Origin of the sequence: Providencia sp. CIM-Carb-044 (assembly GCF_033901115.1) — a bacterium.
Classification (GTDB): Bacteria; Pseudomonadota; Gammaproteobacteria; order Enterobacterales; family Enterobacteriaceae; genus Providencia; species Providencia hangzhouensis.
In genome coordinates, this window is the sequence record NZ_JAXADV010000004.1 from 264,626 (window position 1) to 285,539 (window position 20,914).

Annotated in this window: 16 protein-coding genes; 3 read left to right on the forward strand and 13 right to left on the reverse strand. The window is 41.0% G+C overall.

The genetic code is table 11. The annotated features are described in order from the left end of the window. Nucleotides 1-96 precede the first annotated feature (96 nt). From yedF to exbB, 4 genes are all read right to left on the reverse strand, one after another. Nucleotides 97-336 carry a sulfurtransferase-like selenium metabolism protein YedF gene (gene yedF, locus SJ312_RS10715; protein WP_004905598.1) on the reverse strand — a complete coding sequence of 80 codons (240 nt, stop codon included), beginning with the start codon at nucleotides 334-336 and terminating at the stop codon, nucleotides 97-99. Next, entirely contained in the window at nucleotides 333-1,547 is a 1,215-nt protein-coding gene (gene yedE / locus SJ312_RS10720) for a selenium metabolism membrane protein YedE/FdhT (protein ID WP_004905600.1), read from the reverse strand. Before yedE ends, yedF begins: the two co-directional genes overlap by 4 nt. A gap of 1,530 nt (nucleotides 1,548-3,077) precedes the next feature. Beyond that, nucleotides 3,078-3,506, reverse strand: coding sequence for a TonB system transport protein ExbD (exbD, locus tag SJ312_RS10725; protein WP_094961939.1), 429 nt, complete (start codon nucleotides 3,504-3,506; stop codon nucleotides 3,078-3,080). A 5-nt stretch (nucleotides 3,507-3,511) separates the two neighbouring features. Next, nucleotides 3,512-4,456, reverse strand: coding sequence for a tonB-system energizer ExbB (gene exbB / locus SJ312_RS10730; protein ID WP_004905606.1), 945 nt, complete (start codon nucleotides 4,454-4,456; stop codon nucleotides 3,512-3,514). A gap of 413 nt (nucleotides 4,457-4,869) precedes the next feature. Between exbB and metC the strand changes: the two genes are divergently transcribed. Next, nucleotides 4,870-6,054 carry a cystathionine beta-lyase gene (metC, locus tag SJ312_RS10735; protein WP_110592413.1) on the forward strand — a complete coding sequence of 395 codons (1,185 nt, stop codon included), beginning with the start codon at nucleotides 4,870-4,872 and terminating at the stop codon, nucleotides 6,052-6,054. 158 nt (nucleotides 6,055-6,212) lie between these two features. Next, on the forward strand, nucleotides 6,213-6,890 hold the full coding sequence (locus tag SJ312_RS10740; protein WP_004905610.1) for a DedA family protein: 678 nt from the start codon (nucleotides 6,213-6,215) through the stop codon (nucleotides 6,888-6,890). A 204-nt stretch (nucleotides 6,891-7,094) separates the two neighbouring features. Here SJ312_RS10740 and SJ312_RS10745 read toward each other — a convergent pair whose 3' ends face one another. The 9 genes from SJ312_RS10745 to ribF all read right to left on the reverse strand — a co-directional run bounded on the left by SJ312_RS10745 (nucleotide 7,095) and on the right by ribF (nucleotide 20,048). Then, nucleotides 7,095-8,120 (reverse strand): MerR family transcriptional regulator, encoded by a 1,026-nt coding sequence (locus tag SJ312_RS10745; protein WP_004905612.1) that lies wholly within the window; start codon nucleotides 8,118-8,120, stop codon nucleotides 7,095-7,097. A gap of 203 nt (nucleotides 8,121-8,323) precedes the next feature. Next, nucleotides 8,324-11,545 (reverse strand): carbamoyl-phosphate synthase large subunit, encoded by a 3,222-nt coding sequence (gene carB / locus SJ312_RS10750; RefSeq protein WP_110592414.1) that lies wholly within the window; start codon nucleotides 11,543-11,545, stop codon nucleotides 8,324-8,326. A gap of 14 nt (nucleotides 11,546-11,559) precedes the next feature. Then, nucleotides 11,560-12,723, reverse strand: coding sequence for a glutamine-hydrolyzing carbamoyl-phosphate synthase small subunit (gene carA, locus SJ312_RS10755; RefSeq protein WP_153673989.1), 1,164 nt, complete (start codon nucleotides 12,721-12,723; stop codon nucleotides 11,560-11,562). 445 nt (nucleotides 12,724-13,168) lie between these two features. Next, the gene (gene dapB / locus SJ312_RS10760) at nucleotides 13,169-13,990 is read right to left on the reverse strand and encodes a 4-hydroxy-tetrahydrodipicolinate reductase (RefSeq protein WP_110592416.1); all 822 of its coding nucleotides are present in this window, start codon (nucleotides 13,988-13,990) and stop codon (nucleotides 13,169-13,171) included. A gap of 290 nt (nucleotides 13,991-14,280) precedes the next feature. Continuing rightward, a complete protein-coding gene (gene ispH / locus SJ312_RS10765) occupies nucleotides 14,281-15,234 on the reverse strand; it encodes a 4-hydroxy-3-methylbut-2-enyl diphosphate reductase (protein WP_004905626.1) in 954 nt (317 codons plus the stop codon). Then, nucleotides 15,215-15,685 carry an FKBP-type peptidyl-prolyl cis-trans isomerase gene (gene fkpB / locus SJ312_RS10770; RefSeq protein WP_004905629.1) on the reverse strand — a complete coding sequence of 157 codons (471 nt, stop codon included), beginning with the start codon at nucleotides 15,683-15,685 and terminating at the stop codon, nucleotides 15,215-15,217. Before fkpB ends, ispH begins: the two co-directional genes overlap by 20 nt. A gap of 82 nt (nucleotides 15,686-15,767) precedes the next feature. Beyond that, nucleotides 15,768-16,271 carry a signal peptidase II gene (gene lspA, locus SJ312_RS10775; protein WP_110592417.1) on the reverse strand — a complete coding sequence of 168 codons (504 nt, stop codon included), beginning with the start codon at nucleotides 16,269-16,271 and terminating at the stop codon, nucleotides 15,768-15,770. Beyond that, complete coding sequence (ileS, locus tag SJ312_RS10780; protein ID WP_319867646.1) at nucleotides 16,271-19,081, reverse strand: isoleucine--tRNA ligase; 2,811 nt, start codon at nucleotides 19,079-19,081, stop codon at nucleotides 16,271-16,273. The genes lspA and ileS overlap by 1 nt, the downstream gene beginning before the upstream one ends. Before the next feature lie 28 nt (nucleotides 19,082-19,109). Next, nucleotides 19,110-20,048: a bifunctional riboflavin kinase/FAD synthetase gene (ribF, locus tag SJ312_RS10785; RefSeq protein ID WP_096864532.1), complete on the reverse strand. Its 939-nt coding sequence runs from the start codon at nucleotides 20,046-20,048 to the stop codon at nucleotides 19,110-19,112. A gap of 588 nt (nucleotides 20,049-20,636) precedes the next feature. Between ribF and rpsT the strand changes: the two genes are divergently transcribed. After that, on the forward strand, nucleotides 20,637-20,897 hold the full coding sequence (gene rpsT, locus SJ312_RS10790) for a 30S ribosomal protein S20 (protein ID WP_004914688.1): 261 nt from the start codon (nucleotides 20,637-20,639) through the stop codon (nucleotides 20,895-20,897). Nucleotides 20,898-20,914: the final 17 nt, after the last annotated feature.

A 20,914-nucleotide genomic window follows, 5' to 3' on the forward strand; every position in this document is an offset into this window, starting at 1 on the left:
GCAAATGCGTTAGAACCTAGGAGCATACACAAGTATGTGACTAGGGCTAACGCATGAAGCCAACACCGCGACAGTGCAAAATATGACGCGTATTCGTTATTTTTGGATAAGATAACGAATAGTCGGCCCATCTTGCTGAATATCCAACACCGTATAACCGTAGTTTTTCGCATCTAGAGGAATATTATTAATCGACTGCGGGCAATCACTTACCACTTCTAATATTTCGCCTTTTTTCAACGATGGCATTGCTTCTAGTGTTGCTACTGCTGGATATGGGCAAGGTTCTCCGACCATATCTAAACGATAATCAGGGATAATGTCTTTATTACTCATATTACCTCCACGGATACATTAGATGCTTTTTGAGAACGTTTACGGAAAAAATGTTTTTCCCAGACCAACATCAACACAAATGCTACCGCTAATAATCCATAAGTGACTAGCAATCCACCTTCTGGTCCAAAGGTTTCAAGTAAATTAACTTTGTCAAAATCAGTCGCCAACCAAGGACCTAAATCATCCCAGTAATAAGCCAGCACCGTAGCACCAATGATATTACCAAAACCTACCCACCAATAATGGACTTGGCCCTCGACCGCGCGGTACATCCAGCCCGTTTCACAACCACCAGCAAGCACAATACCGAAGCCAAACAGTAATCCACCAATCACTGCATTCGGCCCAGCCCATAAAATTTTTGGCGTTGCGCCTAACTGTACATAGCTGAAGATACCAATTGCACTGACTGCCATACCAATAATGATAGCTTTAGCCATATGTGTGCGTCCGGTGATCCACAGGTCACGAAATGCAGAGGTAAAACAAATTTGCGCTCTTTCAATCAGTAGCCCGAAGCCAATACCACATAAGATAGCAAAACCCATCACAGGGGAGTCTAATAAAGTATAAAAACCCCAAGCTAGTGCTAATGTGAAAATCACCATTCCTAGTTTAAAGCGTCTTTTCGCCACATTATGATTTTGTGTTAACGGCGATGCGGTGCTGACTTTTTTCAGTTTCACAGGAATGCGAAACATTGGCATTAGTGTGAATTTCGCACCAAAGTATGACCCTGCCGCAGTAGCAACAGCAAAGTACCACGCGTGTAATGAGAATTGAGGGATCCCAGTAAAGAATGCGGCTAAATTACACCCCATTGCCAAACGAGCACCAAATCCAGCGATAATACCACCCAAAATAGCTTGAAAAATACGGATACGGTGCTGAGGCATTCGTAATTTAATATTATTTGCCCATAACGCAGCGGCAAAACACCCAGCAAACATACCAATAATCATCACACCATCAATGCGATCCAATGGTGTACCTTCAAAACCAATAACTTTGAAATAGCCCCATGTCTCTGGTTCAGCGCCAAATAATTGCATGATGTGCCCGCCCCAACGCGTAAACTCACCCGTAACTGCCCAAAACGTGCCAGTCAAGCCAAAATAATAGGTTGATAAGATACCTGCGGCAATAACTGCAGGTAATGGTTTCCAAAAACCGATGAGATAGCGAGATTTAAAATCAGACCAAGTCATTGTTACTTCCAATTCATTCACGCCAGACCTTGGCAGAGAAACTCGCCGTTGTATAATTATCGTTATAAGTATTTATATCGATCCCCACAGCGAAGTGGCAACATCATACTCCGATAAATTTTTTCGTGAAGTTATTTCATCATAAAACGAGAGGCAAATTGATCTCGAGCACAGCCAGATTTAAAGAGATAGTTAGGAATAAAAAAAAAGCGCTATCTCAATGATAACGCTGGAAGTGTAGTCTTATTTTATCTATAGAAGAGTATAATATGAAATTGCCGTATTACGGCGACGCTTGCTATGCGTAGTCTGTAGTCAGCCCATTTGACTCCAGTAATAACACTTATATCACGGTCTAAATACATTTACTTAGCTGAGCTAACTGTTAAGTAATTATATCTATTTTTAATGTTAAGACCTAAATATTCACTAACTTTGTATGATTCCCAAATTAGTGTTGGCCTTATTAATTCCCTAGCATAAGTAAATTATAAAAATAGATAACTCAGTATAATAAAGTATTTAAAAGTGTTTCTAAATGTTATTGATTGCATTATAGCGCAACACTTTTGTTGCGCAAGTGTTTTTTCATTTTCATGACAAGATACAGAATAAAACATAAAATCAATTCAAATCAAAAAGATACAGAAAAAACATAAGAATGAGGCAAAATATTTAACCTATAGTTAAGATATTACAAACAATTTACATTTTTTATAAAAAAGAATTCATTTCAAATTTAAAAATAAATTTAATATTAATTAAATATATAAATTAGCTTTAAAAATATATTCCCTGGAATAATAAAACTTTTTGGACATTAATAAAATTAACATATTTTTCATTATAATTTATTAGTAGTATTTACGTAATTAAGATTTATCAACCTAAAAATTAAAAATAAAAACAACCAGACCTATGATAAACAATCATTTTTTGACCAATCTCTCTTTTATTAAATAACCGCCCTATTAATAAGGGAATATACAAAAATAGATTAAAAATAATACTTATATAAATCCTTATTGGTAACATGGTTTATTTTTAATAAAGTTTTACATCATTATTGCATTGTCATTGATAAAATAACCAGAATTAATAGGTTATTTAACTCGTATTTATAAATTAAAAAACTAAGAAAATGAATCAATATGACTAATGAGTAGGTAGAAAAAAAGGTAATATCAATAGAAATTACTATGATAAGAAAGGAAAAACACACAATAATTCATTATAAAAATTAATGAAAATATTTATTACTTATCGGGAATACAAGCGAAAACATCCAAAATAGAGTAAAAAAATGGGCACAATGGTCAAGCTACCTTATCAAATTGCGAATAAAAAGCGTCAAATAAGAATAAAATTCTTTAAAAAAAAATTAATTAGATAAATAAATGCGCTTGGATTTTCACAAATAGTACCTAAGGGAGGTTAGTAAGACACGAACTTATCTTAATGGTATGGTTAGATCATAAAAAAACGCGTTTTACCCTTAATGATAAAACGCGTTTATATGGCTTAATCAGCTTATTTTGAGGATGATGTCGCTTCCATTCCCACTAAACCAATCTTCAAGTACCCTGATTGACGCAATGCATTCATTACATCCATCATAGTTTCATAATCAACACTCTTGTCCGCTTGGAAAAAGATTGTTGTTTCCTTATTGGAACTCGTTGCTTGGTCAAGTGTAGAAGCAAGCTGTTCCTTTGTCACAGCTTGGTCACCAATAAAAAGCTGGCTATCCGATTTAACCGTTAGAAAAACAGGTTTTTCAGGACGCGGCTGCGGCTTCGCTGTCGAGGCGGGTAAGTCGACTTTAATATCAACTGTTGCCAATGGTGCCGCAACCATAAAGATAATCAATAAAACCAACATAACATCAATAAAAGGTGTTACGTTAATTTCATGCATTTCACCGCTATCGTCTTGTTCGTCACCTAAACGCATTGCCATAATAATTACCTTGCTTTGCTATTTGCCAGATCAAGATCACGCCCCAGTAACAATGCGGACTGAGCAGCGACATCCCCTACTTGACCACGATAGTTGTTGATCATACGGGCAAAAATATTATAAATCACAACCGCAGGGATAGCGGCAATAAGACCAATTGCTGTCGCTAATAATGCTTCTGCAATACCAGGGGCAACAACAGCGAGGTTAGTCGTTTGCGAGTGGGCAATCCCGATAAAGCTGTTCATGATCCCCCAGACAGTCCCAAATAGACCGACAAATGGAGAAATCGCACCAATAGTCGCCAAATAGCCATTACCACGCCCCATATAACGGCTAATCGCAGCAACAGCTCTTTCTAAACGGAATGATGTGCGCTCTTTTGTGCCTGATAAATCAGAGCTATTGGCGGATAAAGCCCGCTCAGTAACAGCTTCATTTAATAACATACGTGTAATGCTATTTGCTTTGAAGCCTTCTGCGATACTGACCGCCTCATCAAGTGACTTCACCTCAGCAATCGCTTTTGCTTCTGCTTTTAAGCGGCGACGAGCGACTAATATTTCCAAACCTTTTGAGAAAAATAGAGCCCATGTAATGACAGAAGCAATCACCAAACCAATCATAACGGTTTTAACCACGTTATCTGCATTTTGGTACATTCCCCAAACAGATAAGTCTTGATCAAAACCCCCTGTTGGTGCTTCTGTTGCAATTTCAATGTTTTCATTAACAACTGTTGTGTTCACGGCTTCGCCTTGCGCAGGCTCAGCAGGTACTGATGCAACTTCAGCACTTGGTGTCGTTGTTGTTGGTGCGGCTGAATTTACTGCCGGTTGTGTTGATGGTGTGTTTTGAGACGCAGCTGGTGTTGTTGCAGGTGTGGTTTCAGCGACTGCCGTACCCATCAAGCCGAACGCCAATAGAATAGAAGCTGTTAGTTTACGCATCAGTTGGCCTTTACTCTCTTTTTAGTGTTGTATAATAAAATTCATATCGATGATTGTGCCATTCATCGACTAACCTTTAAAAGCGAAATTTGACTCGCGCTGTCCGTCTCTTTTCAAAAAGACGGTGCTGATGATATCAAACACAGCGCGAATTGATAGTAATTATCATTAGTATTCGCGATTTTTTTGTGTTTTTTTGCGTTTAGACAAACATGCCCTTTTCTATTATGCGGTTATTTTCCTTAATAATTCACAGCTCAATTAAGTGTTCGTATTTAACTTTACAAAATAAAACTTACCTACGATTTGAAAGTTGAAGAATACTCAAGTTACATTTCTATCAGGATCATTTAACGTCTTAGTATAAATCACCTTTGAATTTAGCAAGTTCACACTCTGTGTAGGGAAAAATCATGGCAGAAATAAAACCTGAAACACAATTAGTCCATATTGGTCGGAACCCTAAGTACACGCAAAAAGGGGTAAATCCCGTAATTCAGAGAGCATCATCTATTATTTTTGATACGCTCGAAGAGAAACGTCATGCAACTCGCCATCGTGCAAATAGCGTATTATTTTATGGGCGTCGTGGTACGCAAACTCATTTCGCTTTTCAAGAGGCCATGACAGAATTAGAATCAGGTGCTGGATGCGTCCTTTACCCATCAGGCGCAGCAGCTATCACAAATGCCATTTTGTCGTTTATTTCTGCTGGTGAACATATCCTTGTTACAGGCTCAGCTTATGACCCAACTCAAAATTTTTGCGACAATATTCTCACTAAGTTAAATATCCAAACCACGTATTTTGATCCACTCATCGGAACGGGTATCGCTGATTTAATTCAGCCTAATACGCGTATTGTATTCTTAGAATCCCCCGGTTCTATCACCATGGAAGTTCATGATTTACCGACAATCGTAAAGACAATACGTGCGAAATCCCCTGAAATTGTGATTATGATTGATAACACTTGGGCTGCTGGTGTTTTACTTAAACCTTTATTATTTGATGTTGACGTATCAATCCAATCAGCAACTAAATATATCAATGGCCATTCCGACGGTATGCTCGGCCTTGCTGTGGCAAACCAACGCTGTATTGAAACATTGCGCGAAAATTCATATCTCTTAGGCCAAACGGCTGATCCAGACACCGTTTATATGGCTAATCGAGGACTGCATACATTACCGACTCGCTTAAAACAGCATCAAATTAATAGCTTACAAGTCGCTAACTGGTTACAACAACGTCCTGAAGTTGAACAGGTATTTCACCCTGCACTTGAGAATTCACCGGGCCATGAATTCTTTATCCGTGATTTTACAGGTGCTAATGGCCTTTTCTCTTTCCAACTAAAATCACGCTTAACCACTGAGCAATTTACCGCTTTTCTTGATAATTTTAATCATTTTAAAATGGGTTATTCATGGGGTGGTTTTGAGTCGCTAATTTTGGGATACCAAAAAGAAGATTTACTCAATATGCGGCAGTATGATTTTTCACCAAAAGAAGGAACCTTCTTCCGAGTGCATATAGGCCTAGAGCACACCGATGATTTAATTCACGACTTACAATTAGCTTTCGAAAGAATTTAAATTAAAAATCAATATATTAATTGCAGGAGCTGCGTTAAATGTTTCCTGCAATTTTTTCACTAAATGATTAATTCTTCAAACAAATCAAACTTGAGCCCTTTTTTTCCTGTAATATAGATGATAAAGAAATTCGCTTTTACGCAGATACAGGAATAATTATGGAAGTCCTACGCGAAATCGTACTGGCACTTTGGCACCACGATTTCCTTAAACTCTCCAACCCTGAAGTGCTTTGGGTTATTTATACCGTACTTTTTGTTGTCATTGTTTTAGAAAATGGCGTCCTTCCCGCCGCTTTCTTACCCGGTGATACCTTGTTGATCCTTTCTGGTGCATTAATTGCCAAAGGGGTTTTGCACTTTATACCCACGATATTATTGCTAACAACCGCAGCCAGTTTAGGTTGCTGGCTGGGCTTTCTGCAAGGCCGATGGTTAAGTGAAACTAAGGTTGTGAAGCGCTGGTTAGCACAAATCCCTGAGGAATATCACACCAAAGCAAACAATATGTTTAATAAGCAAGGTTTATACGCGCTACTTATAGGGCGCTTTCTTGCATTTGTCAGAACGATATTACCTTTGCTTGCTGGGTTATCTGAATTAAGCCACCGCCGTTTCCAGTTTTTTAACTGGTTAAGTGGTTTGTTATGGGTTGGCTTGATTGTCACCTTAGGGTATGCCCTAAACCAAATTCCTTTTGTGAAAGAACACGAGCAAATTGTGATTAGTGCGTTGATGATTATCCCAGTTATCCTACTGATTAGTGGCCTAATTGGCTCAATTGTAATGTACTGGAAACACCGCAAAGCACTCTCGAGTAGCAAAGAGAAATCATAATATGACTGAACAATGGCCGCTAGTCAGCAGCCATTCAGACTGCTGACAAACATATTATGTTTGGCGGCAAGTCGAATAGGTTTTGAAAATAAACTAGAAAAATCAATTTATTGATTTTCGGCTGATAACACAAAGCGGGAAAAACCACGCTTTTATCCCGCTTTGTCAACAACCTCAATGGCCGCTAGTCAGCGGCCATTTGGTTTATTCAGTCATCAAACTGCTAATAGCAGAAAATAAATACTGACCAATTTCTGCTGTCATCCATGTCCCTTGAGAAATTTTGGGATCTTCACGATAAATAGCCCGAATTCTCTCTTGTAGCTCAGGATCTCCCCCCGTAAACTGGTTGAACATCGTTAACCATGTTTGTGCTAATTGTTGTACTTCAGGTGAATCTGGGGATTTTTGGGCTTTTAATGCATTATAGAGACCCGCAATTAACTCAGGCCACACCTGCCCTGAAGCAAAATAATGTTGCTGAACAAAAGCAAATTGCTCCGCGGTTAAATGGGGTTTAAACAGTGATAATTGGTATTCACTAAAACCCTCTGCAACAAATTGGATCATTGCGACAGAAATGCCTGATGAATAAGCTAACGTGTTATCCGATAAATGAATTTGATTCAGTCGTGCAAAGAAATCAGGGTTTCCTCCGGTATCTCTTTCTAACGCTGTCATCCATTCATGTGCAATTTGTTGCACCTCTGTAGATTGAGGTGTTGCACCTTGTTCCATCAGCTTGCTTACCGTTGCTACTCGCTGTTGCCACTCTTGGTTTTTCAGCGTATGCGCCGTATATAATGGCAATTGTTCCAATTCTTGAGGGGTAAAATATTTATCAAACATCGACATCATCTCCAATACAGAAAACCAATCAGCCTGAGTTAAAGTATTTCCCGTTTGCATTTGCCTGTGTAATTGCTCTAATCGATTACGTAATGTCGCCATTTGCTCCATTTGTTCCGTTAATAATGCAATTCGCTCTTGCAGCAAACTCGTCATATCTCCACTCTGGCCATCCAGTAATTCACCGATGTTTTTCAGTTTGACTCCAACTTGCCGTAACAATTGAATTTGCGTTAAACGCTCTATGCATTGCATGTTGTAAAGCCGATAACCTGCATCGGTTCTTGCAGTTGGTACCAATAAGCCAATTTCTTCATAATGATGAAGTGTACGGATGGTTAATCCTGTTTTTTCCGCGATCTCACCAACTTGAAATAGCATATGTTCCTCCTGTAATTGCGACTAAGGTTAGTGCCTCACGTTACGTGAGAGTCAATCACCACTTTGCACTTTTTATTAAAATTCCATCTTATCCATTATATCAGCAGACAATTTCCCTCTCGTCAGGAGATGGCTTTATAGAATAGCAATAAAAAAGCCCCAGTAGATTGAATACTGAGGCTTATATAGATAACGTTAAATTATTACTTAATTAATGCATGCATTTCTTGTACAGAGATTACCGTATCGGTTGGGTCTGCACTGAGCGACATCGTAGTGGCAAACCCACCATTCAACGTCGTGTCATAGTGGACTTTATAACGCAATGCACTGCGACGAATTAATTTTGAGTCTTCAATGGCTTGACGCCCTGCGGTGGTATTCACAATGTAATCATATTCACCATTCTTAATTCTATCTTGAATGTGTGGACGACCTTCATGAACTTTATTGACGAGGCGTGGGTTAATACCAGCCTCTCCTAACACAATCGCAGTGCCGTGAGTAGCATCCAGCTCAAAGCCGTGTTTTAACAGCTTAGCAGCTAAATCAACCACGCGAGTTTTATCTCCCTCACGAACAGATAACAGTGCACGGCCTGATTTTTTCATCGTCGAGCTACTGCCTAACATCGCTTTAGCAAAGGCTTCAGCAAATGTCCGGCCGACGCCCATTACTTCGCCTGTTGAACGCATTTCAGGCCCAAGAATTGGGTCAACACCAGGGAATTTATTGAATGGCAATACCACCTCTTTCACAGAGTAATATGGTGGAATAACCTCTTCCGTCACCCCTTGCTGTGCCAAGGTTTGCCCTACCATCACACGCGCTGCAACTTTCGCTAATGGCACACCCGTTGCTTTAGAGACAAAAGGCACAGTCCTTGCCGCACGTGGATTGACTTCAATTAAGTAAACTTCATTATTTTTGACTGCAAACTGCACGTTCATCAAGCCACGCACACGTAACTCAAAGGCAAGGTTACGAACTTGTTCACGCATTACATCTTGGATTTCTTGGCTAAGCGTATAAGCAGGTAGAGAACATGCGGAGTCACCAGAGTGCACACCTGCTTGCTCAATGTGTTCCATGATACCGCCGATCAGTACCATCTCACCGTCACAAATCGCATCTACGTCAACTTCAACCGCATCGTCTAGGAAACGGTCAAGTAGCACTGGCGCATCGTTAGAGACACTTACCGCGGTTTGGAAATAGCGACGTAAATCGATTTCGTCATATACAATTTCCATTGCTCGGCCACCTAGTACATAGGATGGACGAACAACCAGTGGGTAGCCAATAACAGCTGCTTTTTCAACGGCTTGCTCAATCGCTGTGACAGTTGCGTTCTGTGGTTGCTTCAAGTTCAAGCGATTAACGGCCTGCTGGAAACGTTCACGATCTTCTGCGCGGTCGATGGCATCTGGGCTCGTACCAATAACAGGAACACCGGCAGCTTCCAACGCTCTCGCTAATTTCAATGGTGTTTGACCACCATATTGCACAATCACGCCTTTTGGCTGCTCGATACGCACAATTTCCAGCACATCTTCAAGGGTGACAGGTTCGAAATAGAGACGATCTGACGTGTCATAGTCAGTTGAAACGGTTTCAGGATTACAGTTGACCATAATGGTTTCATAGCCGTCTTCACGTAACGCTAAAGATGCATGCACGCAGCAATAGTCAAATTCAATCCCTTGCCCAATCCGGTTTGGCCCACCGCCTAATACCATCACCTTCGGTTTAGCATTATTTGGGTTTGACTCGCACTCATCTTCATAAGTGGAATACATATAAGCCGTATCTGTTGCAAATTCTGCCGCACAGGTATCAACACGTTTATATACAGGATGTAAATCATAGCCTTGACGTAATTTACGCAGTTCTGCTTCAGAAACCCCGACTAGACAAGCTAAACGGGCATCTGCAAAACCTTTTCGTTTGAGTACACGTAAGAAGTCTTTGGTCAGGCCATTGATACCTAATTCAGCCACTTCTTCTTCTAAACGTACCAGTTCTTCGATTTGCACTAAGAACCAGCGGTCAATATTGGTTAAATTGAAAACACCATCAACAGAAAGCCCCGCACGGAATGCATCCGCAATAAACCAAATACGCTCTCCACCAGCATCTTTTAATTCACGACGGATACGAGTCAGAGCTTCAGGGTCCTCTTGAGCCACTTTCGGGTCAAAGCCTGTTGCGCCCACTTCTAACCCACGTAACGCTTTTTGCATTGATTCTTGGAATGTGCGACCGATAGCCATCACTTCGCCAACCGATTTCATTTGCGTTGTGAGTCGGTCATTCGTGCCCGCAAATTTTTCAAAGTTAAAGCGCGGAATTTTTGTCACAACGTAGTCAATGGAAGGTTCAAATGATGCAGGGGTACGGCCACCAGTGATATCATTCATTAACTCATCAAGGGTATAGCCCACGGCTAATTTTGCAGCAATCTTTGCAATTGGGAAGCCTGTTGCTTTAGAGGCAAGCGCTGATGAACGCGAAACCCGCGGGTTCATTTCAATAACAATTAAGCGCCCATCTTTAGGGTTTACCGCAAATTGAACGTTAGAGCCACCTGTTTCAACGCCGATTTCACGCAATACTGCCATCGATGCGTCACGCATGATTTGGTATTCTTTATCAGTCAGTGTTTGAGCTGGTGCTACGGTGATAGAGTCACCTGTGTGGATCCCCATGGCATCGAAGTTTTCAATGGAACAAACGATAATACAGTTGTCTTTTTTATCGCGGACAACTTCCATTTCGTATTCTTTCCAACCAATCAGCGATTCATCTATCAATAATTCGTTAGTCGGGGATAAATCTAAACCGCGAGTACAAATTTCTTCAAACTCTTCGCGATTATAGGCGATACCGCCACCGGTACCTCCCATCGTAAATGATGGGCGAATAATACAGGGAAAGCCTACCGCATCGGCAACAGCAAATGCTTCTTCCATATTATGTGCGATACCTGAGCGTGCAGTGCCCAAGCCGATTTTTTTCATTGCTTTATCAAAGCGTTGACGATCTTCTGCTTTATCTATTGCATCAGCAGTCGCCCCAATCATGGTGACACCGAACTCGGCTAAAACGCCTTTACGCTCTAATTCAAGCGCACAGTTCAATGCGGTTTGGCCTCCCATGGTCGGTAATACTGCATCTGGGCGCTCTTTTTCAATAATTTTACGCACAACTTCCCAGTGAATCGGCTCGATGTAAGTTGCATCCGCCATTTCTGGGTCTGTCATAATAGTCGCTGGGTTCGAGTTAACTAAGATTACGCGGTAACCTTCTTCACGCAGTGCTTTACACGCTTGGGCACCTGAATAGTCAAATTCACATGCTTGGCCAATTACAATTGGGCCGGCACCTAAAATCAGAATGCTTTTTATATCAGTACGTTTTGCCATTTTTTTGCTCCCGATTATTGTGCGTTTTGACGAGGTGTGTTTTGACGGTATTCATTAATTAATTCAATGAAATGGTCGAACAAATTTGCCGCATCATGTGGCCCTGAGCTTGCTTCTGGATGGCCTTGAAAACTAAATGCTGGTTTATCCGTACGGTGAATACCTTGCAATGTTCCATCAAACAGTGACTTGTGAGTCACGCGCAGTGTGTCGGGAAGTGTCGATTCATCAACCGCAAAACCATGGTTTTGCGCCGTGATCATCACCACATCTTTGTCTAAATCTTTAACTGGATGGTTAGCACCATGATGGCCAAACTTCATTTTCATGGTATTAGCACCGCTGGCCAAAGCGAGTAATTGGTGCCCTAAACAAATACCAAATACTGGGATTTCTGTGGTTAAGAATGTTTCAATTGCCTTGATTGCATAATCACAAGGAGCCGGGTCACCAGGGCCATTCGATAAGAAAATACCATCGGGGTTCATCGCCAATACGGTTTCTGCTGGTGTAGTTGCTGGCACCACCGTTAAACGGCAACCACGGTCAACTAACATACGTAAGATATTACGCTTTGCACCGAAGTCATAAGCAACAACATGTAGAGGGAGTTCTTCCGCAGTTTTCGCGCCTTGCTGGCCATTTTCCAGCGTCCATGAACCTTGGGACCAGTTATAAATCTCTTTAGTGCAGACTTCTTTTGCCAAGTCCAACCCATTCAAACCTGAAAAACTACGCGCTTTTTCCAATGCGAGTGCAACATCAGGGTTATCACCCGCAATGATACAACCGTTTTGAGCGCCTTTTTCTCTCAGTAAACGTGTCAATTTACGTGTATCGATATCCGCAATCGCCACGACATTATGGCGTTTTAGATATTCGGATAACCCTTCTTGCCCGCGGAAGTTACTGTAAACCAATGGTAAGTCACGAATGATTAAGCCTTGTGCATGAACATTTGGGGATTCTTCGTCATCAGCATTAGTGCCGACATTACCAATATGGGGATAAGTGAGAGTAACAATTTGGCGGGAATAGGAAGGGTCTGTAATTATTTCTTGATATCCGGTCATCGACGTGTTGAAAACGACTTCTCCAACTGCAGCGCCTTCTGCACCGATAGCACGCCCGTGGAATTGGGTTCCGTCTTCCAGAACCAATATAGCTGACTTAATCAAAACACCCTCCGGAGAATAATAAATCACGTTTTTTGCATATTAATTCAGATTTTGCGATCTAAATCAATGCCAAAATGAGTTTTTAAGCAAATTTTTGGCAAATTGCGCGCATTCTAATGATGAGATAGGGTCTTGTCTAGAAAAAAATGCATTTTTTTCACTTTTATCTTACTTTTTTACTTAACTACCTCACTTTTAGTTGGATGAGTAGTATAAATAGCAGTAAATATGAATAAGTAAACGGTTGCAAAGCAAGATAACTAGTTTATTGATAATAACCCAGCTAAAAGAAGGAAGAAAGGATAATTAACGAGCAAAATTGAAGATAAAAACCATGAAAACACCAATTAATATCGATTTGAATAAAAATAATTCAAATCGATATTATAATAATAAATATAGATTACAAGGCCATAATTTAAAAGACAAAATAAAAAATAAAAAACTACAAATCATCCAAACTAAGCACATCTTTCATATCATATAACCCATTATTTTTAGCACAAACCCACCCTGAAGCTTTTATTGCGCCATTTGCAAAGGTCATACGGCTAGAGGCTTTATGGCTAATTTCAACTCGCTCCCCAATATCTGCAAACATTGCGGTATGTTCACCCACAATATCCCCAGCACGGATAGTTGCAAAGCCAATAGTTCCAGGTTCTCGTTCCCCGGTGTAACCTTCACGGGTATATACCGCACACTCTTTTAAGTCTTTCCCAAGTGCACTAGCAATAGACTCTCCCATAGCCAAAGCCGTACCTGATGGCGCATCCACTTTATGGCGGTGATGTGCTTCAACAATTTCAATATCAGTGTAATTTCCCATCACTTTTGCTGCTTTTTCCAGTAATTTCAGCACCACATTGACACCAACACTGAAATTTGCCGCAAAGACAATAGGAATAGATTTCGCCGCTTCGGCAATGGCTTGCTTACCTTGCTCATCAAACCCTGTCGTTCCAATTACCATGGCTTTTTGGTTTGCTTTACAAAATGCAAGATAGTGTAAAGTCCCTTCAGGGCGCGTGAAATCAATGACAACATCAAAATCATTAACAACCTGATTAAGTGAATCAACAATGGCAATACCTAGCTTACCGATACCTGCGAGCTCCCCTGCATCAGTCCCGATAAGTGATGAGCCCTCGCGCTCAATCGCGGCACCTAATTGAATTCCATCTTGTTGTTGCGCGGCTTGAATTAGCTGGCGCCCCATACGCCCACCGGCACCAACTATTGCGACTCGTACCATTGAATTTGCCATGGCTTATCCTTTTTTTAATTAATGCAAATCGATAAATTTGAACTGTTGTTTAGGATAAAAAAACTATTTTTACCCATAGTTTAGAAATGATTGTGATACAGATTAACTATCCTGACCATATTCCGCTAGCAAAAATGTATCGTTATTAACAAAAGCGTAGAGAGAGAAAGGATTATCAGTAAAAGTTTTAATTCAGAGGATATTCGAAAGGAACTATTTGAATGGAAAGGTTAAAACAGCCGCGAAATCGGGATCATAAAGCGGCTGTTCCTATAATTGAAATCAAATGATTAATTAATCTCTTTAACCTCAACTCTTAATTCTTTAGGGACCTCAAAGACGATATTTTCTTCACGCCCTTGCAATTCAACAACAGAGTCAGCCCCTAATTCTTTAAGTCTATCAATAACTTGCCTAACTAGAATATCTGGAGCAGATGCCCCTGCGGTTAAGCCGATAATATTTTTATCCGCTAACCATTCCGTTTTAATATCTTCCGCACCATCAATTAAATAGGCAGGTTTTTGCATACGCGAAGCTAACTCTGCAAGACGATTTGAGTTTGATGAGTTTTTAGAACCGACGACTAAAACAACGTCAGCGCGTTCTGCAAGCTCTCTCGCTGCTTCTTGGCGGTTAGTCGTTGCATAACAAATATCGTCTTTACGGGGTCCAACGATACTTGGAAAGCGAGATGTCAGCGCATCAATGACATCAGAAGTATCATCAACAGAAAGCGTTGTTTGTGTCATGAAAGAGAGATTATTTTCATCTTTCACTTTCAGTTTCCAAACATCTTCTGGGCTTTCAACAAGATACATCCCACCTTCAGGGTTGCTATATTGCCCCATCGTACCTTCGACTTCTGGGTGCCCAGCGTGGCCAATTAAAATAGCCTCTTTGCCTTTACGGCTAGCTCGTGCAACTTCCATATGAACTTTCGTAACCAAAGGACAAGTCGCATCAAATAACATGGTGAGATCGCGAGAGCGAGCTTCTTGACGAATAGCTTGGGAAACGCCATGCGCAGAAAAAATCAAAATAGACCCATCTGGTACTTCTGAGATTTCCTCAATAAAGATAGCACCACGTTGACGTAAATCATCAACAACATAACGGTTATGAACCACTTCGTGACGAACGTAAATCGGAGCACCATATATTTCTAACGCCCTTTCTACGATGCTAATTGCGCGGTCTACGCCTGCACAAAACCCACGAGGGTTAGCCATTAATATTTGCATTGTGATTCTCCAATTGCGGGTCTACTTCAAGCACTTCGATATCAAAACTAATCTGCTGCTCTGCGAGAGGGTGATTAAAATCAATAGTAATCGACTCACCTTCAATTGATTTTACTACACCTGGCATTTCACTGCCATTCATCGCCGTAAATAGCATTATCGTACCAATTTCAGGAATGCCTGTTTCTATAAAATCACGCAATGAAAAATATTGAACTAAGTCAGGGTTATGTTTCCCGAAAACAGTATCTCCGGGCAGTGAAAAACTTTTCTTTTCACCTTCATTAAGGCCAATCAGTTGGGCTTCAAGTTCTGGCGATAAGGAGTCATTCCCTAAAACAAATAACGCAGGCTTTCCTTGTGCGTGCGAGGAGTCAGCCGTAGAGCCATCTTCCAATTTCAATGTGAAATGCAGTAAAACAGAGCTCTGTGCCTGTATTTGAGTAGACATAAACCAAACCTATTTATCATAAAATTCAGCCCAGAAAATCTGGGCTGTGAGTTATTACATTCTAACCTAGTACGCTGCCATCTTATTTGGCTTTTTCTTGCTTTGATTTATCAGGTAAAAAACCTTCAAAAATGACAAGTGCCGCACCAATACATATCGCCATATCCGCTAGGTTAAATGTCGGCCAATGCCAATTACCAACGTAAAAATCAAGGTAATCGATAACGAAGCCATGGACTAAACGGTCACTTAAATTACCGATAGCACCGCCAATAATCAATGCATAAGCAATATTTGATAGGCGTTTTTGTGCACTTTGGCGATACATCATAACCATCAAGATTACAGATATCCCAATTGCAATACCTGCAAAGAACCAACGTTGCCAACCACCTTCATCAGCCAAGAAACTAAATGCCGCTCCGAAATTTTGTGCGTACATTATGTTGAAAAATGGCATTATCGGGTGTGGCTCGTACAGATTTAGATCACTAAGCACTAATTGCTTAATGCCTAAATCCGCAACGATGATCACAATGGTCAACCATAACCAACGCAAACCGGTAGAACAAATTGGCGTCTTCATTAAGCAAACTTACGCGTTTCGCCGTTACCGGCTACGTTAGTGACACAGCGACCACAAATTTCTGATTGCTCGCTCGAAGAACCGATATCACTTGCATAATGCCAGCAACGAGGGCATTTTTCACCCGCCGCTTTACTGAAAGCAATTTTTAGGCCTTTCAATTCGCTTTCTTGCGCATCTGCTGGAGCCGTTGCAATATCAGCGACATGGGCTTGTGATGTCAGTAAAACAAAGCGTAATTCATCACCAAGGCTTTGTAGTTTTTCAGCCAGAGCTTTATCGGCATACAAAGTCACAGCGGCTTCTAATGAGCCCCCGATAAGCTTATCAGTACGCGCTTGTTCTAACACCTTATTCACTTCACCACGAACCGCTAACAACTCAGCCCAGAAGCTGTTGTTCATTTCATTTGATTCATCTAAACCAAATAAGCCGTCATACCACTCTTCGGTAAGAACAAATTGAGCGCGTTTTCCTGGTAACTCATTCCAAATTTCATCAGAAGTAAACGACAGAACCGGAGCCATCCAACGCACTAATGCTTCAACAATGTGGAATAACGCAGTCTGGCAGCTACGGCGCGCTAAGCTATCACTTTTCGCGGTGTATTGACGGTCTTTGATGATATCCAGATAGAATGACCCCATTTCAATGGAGCAGAAATGCATTAATCTTTGGATAACAGATAAGAAATCGTACTCATCATAAGCTTTGGCTATCTCTTGCTGAGCTTCTAAAGCACGGCTCACCGCCCAGCGGTCTAAAACCACCATATCTTCTGGTTTCACCATGTCGGTTTCAGGATTAAAACCATTTAAGTTAGCCAGTAAGAAACGTGCAGTATTACGAATACGGCGGTATGAGTCAGCCGCGCGTTTTAAAATTTCATCTGAAACCGCGATTTCGCCAGTGTAATCCGTTGATGCAACCCATAAACGTAAGATATCTGCACCCAGTTTATTCATGACATCTTGAGGGCTCACTGTGTTGCCTAAAGATTTAGACATTTTGCGGCCTTGGCCATCAACAGTGAAGCCATGTGTCAATACTTGGCGATAAGGTGCTTTGCCTTTCATTGCAGTTGATAACATCAATGATGACATAAACCAGCCGCGGTGTTGATCTGACCCTTCAAGGTACATATCCGCTGAATTACCATGGAATTCAGGACGTGCGTCCACAACCGCAAAGTGCGTTGAACCTGAGTCAAACCATACGTCTAAGGTATCAGGTACTTTACGATATGTTTCGGCTTCATCACCCAACAGCTCTGCTGGGTCAAGATCCCACCATGCTTGGATGCCATCCACTTCAACACGCTTAGCCACTTCTTCCATTAATTCTAATGTACGAGGGTGTAACTCTTCAGTGTCTTTATGAACAAACAACGACATTGGGGTACCCCAAGTACGTTGACGAGAAATACACCAGTCTGGGCGGTTTTCAACCATTGATTCAATACGTGCGCGCCCCCAACCCGGGATCCATTGAACAATATCAATTTCTTTCAGCGATTGTTCACGTAAACCGTTTTTATCCATACCGATAAACCACTGTGGCGTAGCACGGAAGATAACTGGAGTCTTATGGCGCCAGCAGCATGGATAGCTGTGTTGAATCGCTTGTTTGTATAGTAATGCGCCTTTTTCGTTCAATAATTCAACGATAAGGTCATTAGCTTTAAAAATAAACACGCCATCTAATGTTGGGTAAGTATTTGGTAAGAAGCAACCATCTGGCCCTACAGGGTTCGCTGTTTCTAAGCCATATTTCTGACCAACCACATAGTCTTCGGGACCGTGGCCTGGTGCAGTATGAACAGCACCAGTACCCGCGTCTAATGTCACATGGTCACCCAAAATTGCAGGCACATCAAAGCCCATAAATGGATGATTGAAACGTAAAAGTTCAAGTGCAGAACCCTCACACTCCCCTAGAACTGCCCACGCTTCAACCCCTATCGTTTTCATTACCTCTTCGACAAGGTCAGCAGCTAAAATGAGTAACTCACCATTTGCTTCGATTAAATCATATTTAAACTCAGGGTTTAAAGAAATCGCACGGTTAGCTGGCAAAGTCCAAGGCGTTGTTGTCCAGATGACTAACGAAGGTGTTTTTTCGCTAACAATGCCAAATTTTTCGCACACCGCTTTGCCATCTACGGCTGGGAAGCGAACGTAGATAGATGGCGAGGTTTTATCATAATATTCAACTTCAGCTTCCGCTAATGAAGAACCGCAAGCAGTACACCAGTGAACAGGTTTTGCCCCCTTCACTAAATGGCCATTTGCAATGGTTTTAGCCAATGCTCGGATAATATGAGCTTCGGTTTTAAAATCCATTGTTAGATAAGGTTTATCCCACTCACCTAAAACACCAAGACGCATGAAATCAGCTTTTTGGCCTTCAATTTGCTCTTTAGCGTATTGACGGCATTGTGCACGAAATTCAGCAGCGGAAACTTTTTCCCCTGGCTTACCGACGATTTGTTCAACTTTATGTTCAATCGGTAATCCATGGCAGTCCCAACCTGGGATGTATGGAGAATCATAGCCCGCCAACCCTTTGGACTTAATAATAATATCTTTGAGAATTTTGTTAACTGAGTGACCAATATGAATACTGCCGTTAGCATACGGAGGACCATCGTGCAGAATAAAGGTTTTCTTGCCCGATTTTGCTTTACGGATTGCCTGATACAAACCTTCTTTGTACCAGCGCTCTAACATCTGTGGTTCGCGTTTAGCGAGATCGCCACGCATTGGGAACCCTGTTTCCGGTAGATTCAGGGTATTTTTATAGTCACTCATCGATTCTCAGTTCCAATTTTCCGCTAAATTATCTGATTCCTATTGCAGTAAGATACTCTCTCGCTGCAATTACATCATTAGCAATTTGCTCCTTAAGCGCTTCCAACGAAGCAAACCGCTGCTCATCACGTAATTTCTTACGTAACACTACATCGATATGACGCCCATATAAATCCATATTTGCATCAATCAGATGAACTTCTAACTGTGTTCCTTTTCCAGATACAGTCGGACGTGTGCCAATATTTGCCACACCCGGTAAAGGCTTATCACCTAAACCGTAAACTTCTACAGCATATACACCAGTTACTGGTGTGACTAAACGTTTTAACGGTAGGTTTGCCGTTGGAAAACCTATTGTTCTACCAAGTTGGTTACCATGAACCACTCGCCCGCTAATACGATAAGAGTGCCCTAACAGGCTTTCTGCTAATTCGAGATTATTTTCTTGAATAGCTTTTCGTATCGCTGTACTGCTGATACGGAGCCCTGAATCACAAAAGCTTTCTGTATCTGCAACTTCAAAACCAAATTCACTACCCGCTTGTTGTAAAAAAGCAAAGTCCCCCATGCGATTTTTCCCAAAGCGGAAATCATCACCTATAGCGAGGTACTTTACACCAAGCTTACTGACAAGTAAGTCAGAAACAAACTCAGCAGGTGTTAATGACGCAAAGTGCTGGTTAAATTCAACACATAAGAGGTAATCAATACCACTATCTGCAAGGTATTTAACTTTGTCTCGCAAACGCGTCAAACGCGCTGGCGCTTTGTCACCAATAAAAAATTCAAGGGGCTGTGGCTCAAATATCATCACGACAGTTGGCAACCCTAACTGCGCACCCTTAAGTTTCAAATTTTGAAGTAAAACCTGATGCCCACGATGAACACCATCAAAATTACCGATAGTCAGCACGCAACCATGGTGGCACGCCCGGATATTCTGTATACCGCGAATTAGCTCCATAACAGGCTCAATACCGAGGAAATTGCAGGATTATACCTTGTACGACGCATAAGGTTAACCTTAGTTCGCAAAAGGTTTCATTAAACCCTATTTTTTTGATCTCTACACGATTTTTTCCGCACTATTTTTATGCAATTAGTGGGTTATTACGCTCCCAAGCAGAGCTATTGGATTCGAATATCAAAAACTTTGGGGTAACCAATGGATTATCAATACAACAAATTTGTTCCAAGGTCTCTAAAAATATTATATTTTTATGTTTTACACTTCAATGGTTATAACCAAACGATTAAAAAGAACAAAAAGCAACCACAACATGTTTAATTTTCATACTACCCACTGATTGACAGACTAAAAAGTATTTTTACCCTTAGTTCTTTTTAAATTTCTGCCATCAATTATGCATTTTTTCACGCTAAGATCTGTATTCTTCTTATATTTGCTGATAGAATCTTGCACCATTCACAACGCATGAGCATCGAAGTACACGATGTTTATTTGCACAAATCCATTGACAAATGAAGGGCGAAAGGGCATATTCCTCGACCTTTGAATTGTCCTCAATAGAATACATTTGGGAGTTGGACCTTGGCTAATATCAAATCAGCTAAGAAACGTGCCGTTCAGTCAGAGAAACGTCGCCAGCATAACGCTAGCCGTCGCTCTATGGTACGTACTTTTATCAAGAAAGTTTACCTTGCTATCGCTGCAGGCGATAAAGAAGCTGCTCAGAAAGCATTCAATGACATGCAACCTATTGTTGATCGCCATGCTACTAAAGGCCTGATCCACAAAAATAAAGCAGCACGTCATAAAGCTAACTTAGTTGCTCAAATCAAAGCAATGTAATTTTGCTTCTTGATTAG